Here is a 12,054-nt window from a genome sequence, read left to right as displayed (position 1 = left end):
CGACCCGCCCTGCCCCCAGCCCAGAACGGAATTCCAGACCATGGTTCAACGACGCATCCCCAAGATCAAAGATCTCGCTCCGCTCATGCAGTTCAAGGTGCCCGAGCTCAACGCGAAGAAGCGCCGGCTCGAAAGCGCCCTCACCATCTACGACCTGCGCGCGATCGCCAAGCGGCGCACTCCGAAGGCGGCGTTCGACTACACCGAGGGCGCAGCCGAGGCAGAGATCTCGCTCGCCCGCGCCCGCCAGGCCTTCGAGGACATCGAGTTCCACCCGGCGATCCTCCGCGATGTCTCGACGGTCTCGACGGGCTGGGACGTACTCGGGGCGCCGGTCGCGCTCCCGTTCGGGATCGCACCGACCGGCTTCACCCGGATGATGCAGACCGAGGGCGAGATCGCCGGCGCGCACGCGGCCGCGAAGGCCGGAATCCCGTTCTCGCTCTCGACGATGGGCACGACCGCGATCGAGGACGTCAAGGCCGCCAACCCGCACGGCCGCAACTGGTTCCAGCTCTACATGTGGAAGGACCGCGACCGCTCGATGGCCCTCGTCGACCGGGCAGCGAAGGCCGGCTTCGACACCCTGCTCGTCACGGTCGACGTGCCCGTTGCCGGAGCGCGCCTCCGCGACAAGCGCAACGGCTTCTCGATTCCCCCGCAGCTCACCGTCGGCACGGTGGTCAACGCCCTGCCGCGCCCGGAGTGGTGGATCAATTTCCTCACGACCGAGCCGCTCGCCTTCGCCTCCCTCGACCGCTGGAGCGGCACCGTCGGAGAACTGCTCGACACCATGTTCGACCCGACCGTCACCTTCGAGGACCTCGCCTGGATCAAGGCACAGTGGCCGGGCAAGGTCGTCGTCAAGGGCGTGCAGAACGTGGCGGATGCCGCCCGGCTGGCCGAAATGGGGATCGACGCGATCATCCTCTCCAACCACGGCGGCCGCCAGCTCGACCGCGCACCGATCCCGTTCCACCTGCTGCCCGAGGTGACCCGCGAGGTCGGCGGGAACATGGAGGTGCACCTCGACACCGGCATCATGAGCGGCGCGGACATCGTCGCATCCGTCGCCCTCGGCGCGCGGTTCACCCTGATCGGCCGCGCGTACCTCTACGGGCTGATGGCCGGCGGAGAGGCCGGCGTCGACCGGGCGATCGCCATTCTCTCGGAACAGATCACCCGCACCATGCGCCTGCTCGGCGTGAAGTCGCTCGAGGAGCTCGAGCCAGGGCACGTCACCCAGCTCTCGCGCCTGAGCCGTATCGCCCGGCCGGAGGGGGTGCCCGCGACGGTGTAGCAGGGCCTGAGGCGACGAGTCGCCCTGGGACGCTCAGTTCAGGGGGATGAGATGGCGTGCGAGTGTTGCCGCAATCGCGTCGAGGTCGAGCTCACTTTGCGCGACCTCGATCACGAGCTGGAACGCGTCATCCGTCGACATGACCACGCGAAAGCCGTTGAGCCGCAGGAAGGCCAGGGTGAGGATCCACGACAGCCGCTTGTTGCCATCGAACAGGGGGTGATTCTGCGCAAGTGACGACATCAGGGCGGCCGCCTTCAACTCAAGCGTCGCGTAGGCATCTTCGCCGAACATGCCCGCCGATGGCCGGGCGAGCGCGGAGAAGAGTAAGCCCTGATCGCGTACATGAAGTCCGAGATGTGCCACGACGGCCAGGGCTTGCTCAGGTTCGATGTACTCAATCACCACCGAGCGCCCGCGGACTCAGGCGTCTTCGAGCCGGGTCAGCAGATCCGAGTATTCTGCGGTGATCTCGTCAACGCTCGCGAGCACGCGCGCGGTCTTTGATTCCTGCCGTGCGAAACGATCGGCTGCCTCGATCAGCAACGCGTGCTTGGAGGTGTGGCGAAGGCGTGCAAGGGACTCCAGCGCGGAGTCGAGCTCTGGGGGGAGTCTCACTGTCATGGCCATGGCGAAATGGTACCACCGTGGTATCACCGCGTCGAGAGTGCTCGCATCCGCCGAACCGACCCGCTGGAACGGGTCGACTCGGCGAAACGGCACACGTCGGCGGCAGGTGGCCGTCGGTGAGCTACGCGGCGGCGAACCCGTCGAGCACGGCCGCGAGCTGAGCGACGGCCCAGTCGAGGTCGGCCTCCGAGACGCAGAGCGGCGGCGCGAGACGGATCGTGGAGCCGTGGGTGTCCTTGGCCAGGACCCCGCGGACCATGAGCGCCTCGCACACGGCGCGGCCGCTCGCCAGAGCAGGATCGATGTCGATTCCGGCCCAGAGCCCGGCGCCGCGGACCGCGACGACCCCGTGTCCGACGAGGCCGTGGAGGGCTTTGTGCAGGTGGGCGCCGAGCACGCGGGCGCGTTCCTGGTATTCGCCCTCCGCCAGCATCCGCACGACGGCGAGGCCGACGGCGGCGGCGAGCGGATTGCCGCCGAACGTCGAGCCGTGCTCGCCCGGGTGCAGCACGCCGAGGACATCGCGGTTGCCGACGACCGCGGACACCGGAACGATGCCGCCGCCGAGGGCCTTGCCCAGGAGGTACAGGTCGGGAACGACGCCGACGAGGTCGCACGCGAAGGTCGCTCCGGTGCGGCCGAGGCCGGACTGGATCTCGTCGGCGATGAAGAGCACGTTGTGGCGCGTGGTGATCTCGCGCACAGCGGGGAGGTACCCGGCGGGCGGCACGACGATGCCGGCCTCACCCTGGATGGGTTCGAGCAGCACGGCGACCGTGTTCTCGTCGATCGCCGCTTCGAGCGCCGCGGCGTCGCCGAACGGCACGGTGCGGAACCCGGGCGTGAACGGGCCGAAGCCCGCGCGGGCCGACTCGTCGTCGGAGAAGCTGATGATGGTGGTGGTGCGGCCGTGGAAGTTTCCCCCGGCGACGATGATGTTCGCCTGGTCCGCCGCGACGCCCTTCACGCGGTAGCCCCAGGCGCGGGCGACCTTGATTCCGGACTCGACGGCCTCGGCGCCCGTGTTCATCGGGAGCACCATGTCCTTGTGGGCGAGCTCGGCGAGAGCCGTGACGAACGGGCCGAGCTGGTCGTTGTGGAAGGCGCGGCTTGTAAGCGTGATCCGCCCGAGCTGGGCGCGCGCGGCGTCGAGCAGCACGGGGTTCGAGTGGCCGAAGTTGACCGCCGAGTATGCCGCGAGGCAGTCCAGGTAGCGCTTGCCGTCGACATCCGTCACCCAGGCGCCGTCGCCGGTCGCGACGACGACGGGCAGCGGGTGGTAGTTGTGGGCGGCGTGGTCTTCTTCGAGGGCGATGAACGCGGCGGGCGTTGCGGATGCCTCCGCGGAGGCGCCGAGGGCGGCATCCGTCGGCTGGTCGGCGCGGTGTGCGCCCGGTCGGGTGTTCGTGTTGATGCTCATCGGCGCAGCTCCAGGGTGCAGCACTTGACGCCGCCGCCGCCGAGGAGGAGCTCGGAGAGGTCGACGCCGATCGGGTTGTAGCCGCGTTCGCGGAGCTGGCGCTCGAAGTCCTTCGCTCGGGCGGCGATGACGACGTTGTAGCCGTCGGAGTAGGAGTTGAGGCCGAGGATCGCGGCGTCCTCCTCGGTGACGATGATCGCGTCGGGGTAGCGTTCGCGAAGCACGGCGAGGCTCGGCCCGTCGAAGGCGCTCGGCAGGTAGGCGATGTTGGTGTCGTCGAGCACGGCGATGGCGGTGTCGAGGTGGTAGAAGCTCGGGTTGACAAGGTTGAGCGTGATCACCGGACGGCCGTAGATCGCGGACACTTCTTCGTGGCTGTTCGAGGCGCTGCGGAATCCGGTGCCGGCGAGGATGACGTCGCCGACGAGCAGGAAGTCGCCTTCGCCCTCGTTGATCTCGACGGGCACCCGCACGTCGAAGTCGTTGGCGCGGAACCAGTCCATGTATGCGGGGCCCTCCGGCTGGCGCTCCGGGTACGTGAACGCGGCGCCGTATGCGATGTTGTCGATGACGAAACCACCGTTGGCGGCGTAGACCATGTCGGGCAGGCCGTCGATCGGGTCGATCAGGTGCACGTCGAAGCCGAGGCCGACGTAGGTGTCGTAGAGGGTCTGCCACTGGGCGACGGCGAGGCTCGTGTCGGTCGGGATGGCCGGGTCCATCCACGGGTTGATCCGGTAGACGACGGTGAAGTAGTCGGGCTTGCACATCAGCACCGTGCGCTTGACGGCGGTGCGCACCGGGGCTGCGGCCGCGGTCGCTGTCGTCGTGGGGTCGAGATCGATGGTCATGAGGTCTCCTTCGTCTGCGCTCCGTCGGCTCCTGGCGGAATCGGAACGCGGGGTGGGTGGCGGACCAGGTCACTCATGAGAGCTCTGCGCGGCTGTTCGCCAGTCGACTGACTGTCGCACGGCACCGCACGGAAACGCCGTGCCCATTCTCACACAGCGTGAATCAACGTTGCACGCCAATATGCGCGCATAATCGGCGTGATTGTGAGCATTTGCGCAGGAATTCCACGCCGACGCGCGGAATTCCCCCTAGACTCTCGGAATGGACAACCTCGACCGCGGGATACTCGACCTTCTGAGACAGAATGCCCGGGCCGGGTACGGCGATATCGGATCAGTCGTCGGATTGTCCGCCTCCGCGGTCAAGCGCCGGGTGGACCGGCTCGTCGCCGACGGGATCATCCGCGGCTTCACGATCCAGGTCGACCCCGCCATCGATGGCATGAGCACCGAGGCATATGTCGAACTCTTCTGCCGGGGAACCGTCGCGCCCGACGAACTCCTGCGCATCCTCTCCGGCGTGCCGGAGGTCGTCGACGCGGGGACTGTCACGGGAAGCGCGGACGCGATCGTGCATATCCGGGCCCGGGACATTCCCGGGCTCGAGGCGGCGCTCGAGAAGGTGCGCCTCGCACCCAACGTCGACCACACCCGCAGTGCGATCGTGCTCTCCCGGCTCATCCACCGCGCGGCCGAGTAGCCGCACCGCGGCATCCGCTGCCCGTCGCCCGTCGCCCGTCGCCCGTACAACCCTCACCACTGCCCGCGAGAGTACGTTTTTGGCCCTTAAACGAGCAGTTTAAGGGCCAAAAGTGCGCTCTCGCGGGAAGAGCGAGCGGTCTTTGTCGGTCGTGACTAGGTCGGGATCGTGGCGGGCTTCATCCGGATCGGCGCGAGGAACTGGATCAGGGTGATTGCGGTGATCGCCCCCGCGCAGAGGATGCCGGCGAGCACGACGATCTGGAAGCGCCCGGCTTCGAGAGGCGAGGCCCCGCCGAAGATGGCGCCGACGAACGCCCCGGGCAGGGTGACGAGTCCCGTGGTCTTGGTCTGGTCGGTCGTCGGGATGATCGCGAAATAGACGGCGCGGCGCGCCAGGTCGAGCGTCGACTGCCGCGGGGTGGCCCCGAGCGCCATCCAGCCCTCGACCTCGTCCCAGTGGTCGGTGACCGCCTCGCCGAAACGCCGGCCGGTGAGGGTCGCGATCGACATCGCGTTGCCGATGATGATGCCGCCATAAGAGAGCACATACCGCGGAGAGAATTCGATCGCGCCGACCGAGAAGACGACGATGAGCGTCGCAAGGATGCCGATCCCCATGGCGACGGCGATCCAGCCGAAGTGTTGCCGGGTGGCTCCGAGTCGACGGTTGACCGTGCTCACCGCGGCGATGAACATCACGCTGAGGCCGACTCCGACCCAGAGCGGGTCGGAGATGATGCCGCTCAGGATGAGGCTGATTGCTGCGAGCTGGAGCGTGCCCCGCAGAATGGCGAGTGCCGGGGCGTACGGGCGCGGCACATGGAAGCCGCGGAGCAGGACGGTCACGACCGCGATCAGCAGCAGCACCCCGACGAGGCTGGGCAGGAGTCCGGCCAGTTCGGCGGGGAGGTCGGCGGGCCAGGTCACCTTTCGAGCCTAGCGAGCCTGGCGAGCCGCCTTGTTCGGGGCCGCTCCTGGGCGGGGTCTGTCCCCGTTCCGTGAAAGGTCAATGAGCGAGAAAGCCGGTGGACGGGATGTGGTCTCCCCGACACCGAATGGACCAGACCGGGATTGAGAGGTCACGGAGTCGGCGTGGCCGGAGTGAGGGCAGTGCGGGCGGCCTCGATCCGGCGCAGGCGGGTCTCCGGAGTCTTCGCACTCTCGATCGCGAGCACGTGAGCGCGCTGGTTGCTGTAAGAGAGCGCCGTGAAGGCGGCCCGGGCATCCGGTTGCTCATCAAGTGCGGCCGCGAAGTCTGCGGGCACCTCGACCACCCGCGGTTCGGTGTCGAGCTCGACGTCGACCTCGATCTCGTCGCCCGCGGCGACGCCGGCCTGCTCGCGGTTCTCGGCGCTCAGCGCGATCATGTACGCGCCACGGTACGGGGCGACAGAGCTGCGGTAGGTGTGGCCGCCGATCGTGACCGTGATGGCGTGGCGTTTGCCGGGACCGAGGCCCACAACGACCTCCTCGGGAACGCGGATGCCCGTTGCCGATTTACCGGAGAGCTCGAGGACTGTGGTGAATCTCATGGGACCGAGTATGCCGCAGCGAGCGGTTTCGCGCACGGGTCACGGCAGGCTAGCTTAGTACATAACCAACACAAAGAAAGCCGGGTGCGGGCATCATGAAGGTCACCGTCGACGAGCACTCCCCCACGCCGCCGTTCGAGCAGCTTCGGCTCCAGGTGCTCGAGGCCGTTCGAACCGGTGCCGTGGCTCCCGGGGACAAGCTGCCGACCGTACGCCGGCTCGCCGGCGAACTCGGACTCGCCCCGAACACCGTGGCCAGGGCCTATCGCGAGCTCGAGCAGGGCGAAGTCATCGAGACCCGCGGCAGGCTGGGATCCTTCATCGCCGCGACGGGCGACCCGACCCGGCGCCAGGCGCAACGCGCGGCCGCCGAATTCGCCGAACGGATGCGCGCGCTCGGCCTCGCTACGGACGACGCGCTCGCGCTCGTCTCGGCCGCGCTCGGCATCCGCCCCTAGGTTCGTCGCCTTCCCGACCCCGATCGCGGCCGGCGAGAGTCGCCGAATCCGCCGAGGTTGCCCAGCGCGCCGGCGATTGTGGGCGCGTACGGCGACGGTCGGCTGCGAACTACACCTGCAGGTAGGAGGCGCCGAGGCGGCGGAATCCCTCGTCGAGGGTGACCTGCGGGGCCCAGCGCAGGTCGGCGCGCGTACGACGCTGGTCGAACCAGTGCGCGGTCGAAAGCTGTTCGGCGAGGAAGCGGGTCATCGGGGGTTCGTCGGCTCCGGGACGAACTCGCCACGCGGCCTCGATGGCGGTGCCGCCTGCGCGTGCGAGGGCGGCGGGAACAGACCAGGCCGGCGGGCGCACACCGGCCGCCCGGCACATCCCGGCGAGCAGCTCGGCGACCGGTCGGGGCTCGCCGTTGGTGATGACGTAGGCGTTGCCGTGCACGTCGCGCGCCCGGTCGAGGGCGGCGCTGATCGCCGTGGCGGCGTTGTCCACGTAGGTCGTGTCGATGAGGGCTGCGCCGTGTCCGAGCAGGGGAAGTCGCCCCGCCCGCGCCCGGTCGACGATCCGGGCCACCAGCTGGGTGTCCCCGGGGCCCCAGACCAGGTGCGGCCTCACGGCCACGACGCGCATGAGCGGAGAGTCGGCGTCGAGCGCGAGCAGTTCCGCCCTGGCCTTGGTGCGGGCATAGTCGCCGCGGGCGCGGGCCGGATCTGCCGGGCCGGCGTCGCTGCCGACGATGGATGCCCCGGAGTGGGCGACGGAGGGAGAGGAGACGAACACGAAGCGCGAGACCCCGGCATCCGCTGCAGCGCCGAGCAGTGAGCGGGTGCCCCCGACGTTCACCGCCTCGAAGTCGCGCGGGTCGCCGGCGAGGGACACCTTCGCGGCGAGGTGCACGACAGCATCCATGCCGACGACGGCATGCGTCACGTCCGCCGCGGATGTCACCGAACCCAGCAGATCCCGTGCCCCGGCCACGCCGGACGGCCGCCGCTGGAAGCAGCTCACCTCGTGCCCGACCGCGACGAGCTCAGCGGCGACCGCCCGACCGAGGAAACCGCTCGCACCGGTGACGAGAACCCGCAGCGGAGTCACGGTCGCGTCATCCGCCCACCGGAAAGGACTCCGCCCGCCCAGCGGGCGAGCCGACTGCGGTCGATCTTGGAATTGTGCCGGATGTCGGTCGGCAGGTTCGGGACGACGAGCACGGCCGCGATCGGAGCCGCGGACGCGAGCCGGACCGCCGCGGCGAGCTCGCTCGACGCGAGGCGGACCCGGCGTGCGGCCGGCGTGGTTTCGACGACGGCGACGAGCTGCTGCGTGCCCACCGGCCCGATTCCGACGACGGCGGCCCGGGCAACGCCGGCGTGGCCCTGCGCCGGGCGGCCACGGGTGTCACCGGTGACCGCGTCCCTGGGCGTGGCCCGAATGCGTTCGATGGCTTGCTCAGGGCCGACCGGAGTGACCACTCCGGCGTTCGTGACGATGACGTGGGGCAGCCGGCCCTCGACCCAGAGCCGGCCATCGGCGTCGAGGTGGCCGACGTCGCCGGTGCGGTGCCAGCGTTCGCCCGCGATCGCGCCGCGCCGGGCGGCCCGGTCGGTGAGCCAGAGCCGGTCATAGTGGTCTTCGACGTGGGGCGCTGAGACGACGATCTCACCGGTGACGCCGATCGTCTCGGACAGAGCGCCGGTGGCCGCGCCACGGTCATCGAGCGCGCTGATCCGGATCCTCGTGGTCCCGGTCGGGCATCCCACGCAGACCCCGCCCGGGGTTGCCGCGGTCTCGACGTCGGTGTCCGGCTGACCGGTTTCGCTCAGACGGTTCGCGGCATCCGTTACGGCCCGTGACGGGGCGCGGTGAAGTTCTCCCGCCGCGGCCCGGATGCCCTCGAGGGTGATGTCCGTCATCAGGAGGCCCTCCGTCATGCCGTACGGGGTATGGGCCGTCGCGCCCGGCATCAGCCGTGCGGCGGCCGCGAGGAGCGGCTCGGCGACCGGCGCACCGGCGGACAGGAAACTGCGCACCCCGGCGAGGGACGCCCAGTCCGCAGGTGCGAGGTTTCCCGCGGTCGCGACGACGTTCGTGAGGGCTGCGGGCGACAGGAACACGACGGAGGCGTCGATCGCGGCGACGGCGGCGGCGACGGCGGTCGCGGTGAGCGTCTTGGGCGAGGTCACGTCCATGTCGGGGGTCACCGAGCGTGCACCGAGGGCGGGGCCGAGGAGGGCGAACGGTGCGAAACCGGCGACGAGGCCCGTCCCCGGGCCGACGCCGTATTGGGCGCGGAGGGCCTGGCTGACCGCGGCGAGCTGGCCGTTCGTGTAGACGACGCCCTTGGCCGGCCCTGTCGAACCGGAGGTGAAGAGCACCGCCGCCGTGTCGGTCGCGGTGGGCTCGGGCGGCAGCCCTTCCTCCGCGCCGAGCGACTCGAGCTCGGCGAGGGTGAAGGAGACGTCGAGGAGCCGGGCAAGCGGCCTGGCGAGGGTGACCGCGGAGATCTTCTGTCCCGGCCAGCCGAGGGCCCGGGCAGCGAAGAGCCCGGGCGTCGCTCCGATGACATGGTCTGGTCGCGCGCCGCGGACGGCCCGGGTCAGGCCACGCAGGCCGAGGCCGGCATCCGCGACCACGACGACGGCGCCGATCCGCACGCACGCGTAGAGCACGGCCGTGAGGTCGGCGCCCGGGGGAACGAGCAGCGAGACCCGGTCGCCGCTGCGGACGCCGATCTGATAGAGCCCGGCGGCCAGCCGGCGCACGCGGGTGGACAGCTCGCGCCAGCTGACGGTGACCGGAGCGGCGCCGCGACCCGGCGCCATATCGACGAGGGCGATGTCGTCGCTCTCCCGGAATTCGTCGAGATAGTGCCAGAGCGGCTGGTATCCGCCGCTCCCGAGTCCAGGCGCGGTTGCCCGGTCCGAGGTGTCCTTTTCGGGCACCGGAGTGGGCGGGGCCGCGACCGGGCCGCGGTCCGCGAGCCAGGTCAGTGCGGCCGCGGCGTAGTCGACGTCCTCGGCGACCAGGTGCCCTGCACCCTCGAAGCGGTGCACGTCGGCGCCGGGGAGCCGGTCGAGGAGGTCGTCGAGGTAGCGGTCGCTGAAGATCGGGTCGGTGGGACCCCAGAGCAGCAGGGCCGGCACGTCGAGGTCACGGATTCCCGAGGCGATGCGGTCGAGTTCCGGCGTGCTGACGGATCCGGGACCGACCGGGATGTCGGCGACGAACGCACCGATCCCCCCGCGCCGCGCCGCGCCACGGTACGGCGCCCGGTAGGCGCGCTTGACAGCGGCGGACAGCGGCGGGTGTGCGAGCGCGAGCGTCGTGTCGAGGAACGCTGACGTTGTGACGGTCGCGGTACCGAGCACGCCGCCCTGAAGGGCCAGCCGCAGGGGCGCAGGGATCGCGGCGTCTTCCGGCTGGTGCACCGCGGTGTTCAGCAGCAGCACGCCCGCGAGCAGGTCCGGATGGTCGATCGCCCAGCCGAGGGAGACGACTCCGCCCCAGTCATGGCCGAAGGTGACGACCGGCCCGGCCAGGCCGAGCGCGTCCGTGAGGTCGCCCAGGTCTGCGACCCTGCGCGCGAGCGGGCGCACCGTCCCGGTGCGCTCGGAGAAGCCCATCTCGAGCTGGTCGACGGCGATCACACGCCAGGCCTCTTCGCCACGCGTGGCGGCATCCGTTGCCTGCGTCACGAGCGAGCGCCACAGGTACGACCAGGTCGGGTTTCCGTGCACGCACAGCACCGTGCCGACCGGGGTGATGCCGTGGGATGCGAGCAGGGGTCCGTTGTCGAGCAGGTGCCAGGTGCGGATGCCGGCGCCCGGCTCCTCGGCCTCGACGAGTCTCGAGAGAGCTGGGTCGAGCCCCGGCAGCCCCTCGGGCGGCAGTGAGGCCGGCGCGGGTGTCGCCGCGGCGCGCGGCAGGCGGTACTGGTGCTGTTGCCGGGGGTGCGTCATGGTGCGGCCGGTCACCAGGCCAGTTCCATCATGGCGGTGTTGAGGCCGGAGCCGACCCCCATGAGCAGCACCCGGTCGCCCCGGCGCAGGGTCTTCGCCTCTTCGGCGAGGGTGATCGGGATCGACGCGGGCCCGACGTTGCCGAACAGCGGGTAGGTGAGGGGCACGCGCGCCCGATCGAGCCCGGTGGCCTTCACGATCGCGTTGGTGTGCACGTCCGAGACCTGGTGCAGGATGTAGCGGTCCATGCTCGACCAGTTCCAGTCGCGCTTGGCCTCCGTCCAGGCCGAGACGACGAGTTCCATGCCGCCCTTGAGCAGCGCCTTGGCGTCGGTGAACATGCCGTCGACGCTGCCGACGCAGAGCCCGTTGAACTGGGTCGCGGCGCGCGTTACGCCGCCGAGCATTCGATGGCCTTCCGGATGCCGGTCCGCACGTCCGAGGACGGCCGCCGCCGCCCCTGACCCGAGGGTCAGGCTGGCGAACTCGCTCATGAAGTCCTTGCGGCCGATGTCCGGCCGTCCGAGCCGGTCGATCGTGTTGGCCTGGATCTCATCGGCGTCTTCGCCGTCGATCACCACGGCGTAGTCGACCTGGCCGGAGTCGATCAGCTGGGCGGCAAGGGTCATCCCGTTCACGAAGCCGAGGCACGCATTCGCGATGTCGAAGTTGGTGGCCGACGACGGCAGGCCGAGGCCGTGATGGATGCGCACGGCGACGGAGGGTTCGAGGTGCTTGCGCGTGACCGAGGTGTTGATCAGGAGACCGACCTGGCCCGGCTCGACCCCGGCCTCGCTCAGGGCGCGCTTGCCCGCTGACACGGCCGCGTCGTCGAAGGCGAGGTCGCTGCCCCAGTTGCGGCGTTCGTAGACGCCGGCGACGCGCTGGAGCAGCCCGCTCGGAAGACGCAGGCGCTTCAGGGCCGGCTGCAGGCGACGGTCGATCTCGATCGAGGTCGTGACGATCGGCGCGAGGGTGCTCGCTACCGCCAAGAGCGCGACGTTGGTGTGCGACGTCGTTGCGTTTCCGTCCAAGTGCTGATCCCCTGTCGAGTTATGGCGCCGTTGGCACGCCACGGTCCCCGGTATTATCCTCCACTCAACTGATCGTTCCTCGTACGCGCGCTGTGTACCGCGCCCCCCTGACCGCCCGCCCCATCCGCGAGAGCGGAGTTTTGGCCCTTAACGCCGTGGTTTAAGGGCCAAAACTC

12 protein-coding genes are annotated in these 12,054 nt (G+C 70.1%); 3 read left to right on the top strand and 9 right to left on the bottom strand.

Annotation, left to right across the window (positions count from 1 at the left end; translation table 11 throughout):
* Nucleotides 1-40: 40 nt before the first annotated feature.
* Entirely contained in the window at nt 41-1,300 is a 1,260-nt protein-coding gene (locus tag QN350_RS17175) for an alpha-hydroxy acid oxidase (protein ID WP_323516956.1), read from the top strand.
* A 33-nt stretch (nt 1,301-1,333) separates the two neighbouring features.
* Here the strand turns inward: QN350_RS17175 and QN350_RS17170 are convergent, their stop codons facing one another.
* The 4 genes from QN350_RS17170 to ddaH all read right to left on the bottom strand — a co-directional run bounded on the left by QN350_RS17170 (nt 1,334) and on the right by ddaH (nt 4,201).
* On the bottom strand, nt 1,334-1,705 hold the full coding sequence (locus QN350_RS17170) for a type II toxin-antitoxin system death-on-curing family toxin (RefSeq protein WP_323516954.1): 372 nt from the start codon (nt 1,703-1,705) through the stop codon (nt 1,334-1,336).
* Nucleotides 1,706-1,723: 18 nt separating this feature from the next.
* Nucleotides 1,724-1,930 carry a hypothetical protein gene (locus tag QN350_RS17165; protein ID WP_323516953.1) on the bottom strand — a complete coding sequence of 69 codons (207 nt, stop codon included), beginning with the start codon at nt 1,928-1,930 and terminating at the stop codon, nt 1,724-1,726.
* A 121-nt stretch (nt 1,931-2,051) separates the two neighbouring features.
* Nucleotides 2,052-3,350, bottom strand: a complete 1,299-nt coding sequence (gene rocD / locus QN350_RS17160; RefSeq protein WP_323516952.1) for an ornithine--oxo-acid transaminase — start codon at nt 3,348-3,350, stop codon at nt 2,052-2,054.
* Nucleotides 3,347-4,201: a dimethylargininase gene (ddaH, locus tag QN350_RS17155; protein WP_369125187.1), complete on the bottom strand. Its 855-nt coding sequence runs from the start codon at nt 4,199-4,201 to the stop codon at nt 3,347-3,349. Before ddaH ends, rocD begins: the two co-directional genes overlap by 4 nt.
* Before the next feature lie 262 nt (nt 4,202-4,463).
* Between ddaH and QN350_RS17150 the strand changes: the two genes are divergently transcribed.
* On the top strand, nt 4,464-4,901 hold the full coding sequence (locus QN350_RS17150) for an Lrp/AsnC family transcriptional regulator (RefSeq protein WP_134449176.1): 438 nt from the start codon (nt 4,464-4,466) through the stop codon (nt 4,899-4,901).
* A 155-nt stretch (nt 4,902-5,056) separates the two neighbouring features.
* On the opposite strand, the gene QN350_RS17145 is transcribed toward QN350_RS17150, so the two are convergent.
* On the bottom strand, nt 5,057-5,830 hold the full coding sequence (locus QN350_RS17145) for an ABC transporter permease (protein WP_322138384.1): 774 nt from the start codon (nt 5,828-5,830) through the stop codon (nt 5,057-5,059).
* Between the two features lie 152 nt (nt 5,831-5,982).
* Nucleotides 5,983-6,435, bottom strand: a complete 453-nt coding sequence (locus QN350_RS17140; RefSeq protein WP_322138385.1) for a YdeI/OmpD-associated family protein — start codon at nt 6,433-6,435, stop codon at nt 5,983-5,985.
* Nucleotides 6,436-6,530: 95 nt separating this feature from the next.
* On the opposite strand from QN350_RS17140, the gene QN350_RS17135 reads away from it, so the two are divergent.
* Entirely contained in the window at nt 6,531-6,893 is a 363-nt protein-coding gene (locus tag QN350_RS17135; RefSeq protein ID WP_323516951.1) for a GntR family transcriptional regulator, read from the top strand.
* Between the two features lie 109 nt (nt 6,894-7,002).
* On the opposite strand, the gene QN350_RS17130 is transcribed toward QN350_RS17135, so the two are convergent.
* The 3 genes from QN350_RS17130 to QN350_RS17120 are packed head-to-tail and all read right to left on the bottom strand — an operon-like array spanning nt 7,003 to nt 11,878.
* Entirely contained in the window at nt 7,003-7,974 is a 972-nt protein-coding gene (locus QN350_RS17130; protein WP_322140358.1) for an NAD-dependent epimerase/dehydratase family protein, read from the bottom strand.
* A gap of 5 nt (nt 7,975-7,979) precedes the next feature.
* Nucleotides 7,980-10,844, bottom strand: coding sequence for an alpha/beta fold hydrolase (locus QN350_RS17125; protein WP_323516955.1), 2,865 nt, complete (start codon nt 10,842-10,844; stop codon nt 7,980-7,982).
* 11 nt (nt 10,845-10,855) lie between these two features.
* Nucleotides 10,856-11,878, bottom strand: a complete 1,023-nt coding sequence (locus QN350_RS17120) for a 3-oxoacyl-ACP synthase III (protein ID WP_322138387.1) — start codon at nt 11,876-11,878, stop codon at nt 10,856-10,858.
* Nucleotides 11,879-12,054: the final 176 nt, after the last annotated feature.

This window comes from Cryobacterium sp. 10I5, assembly GCF_035019865.1.
GTDB classification, from domain to species: domain Bacteria; phylum Actinomycetota; class Actinomycetes; order Actinomycetales; family Microbacteriaceae; genus Cryobacterium; species Cryobacterium breve_A.
Note: the sequence above shows the minus strand (reverse complement) of the source record. Positions and strands in the feature narration are given on the sequence as shown.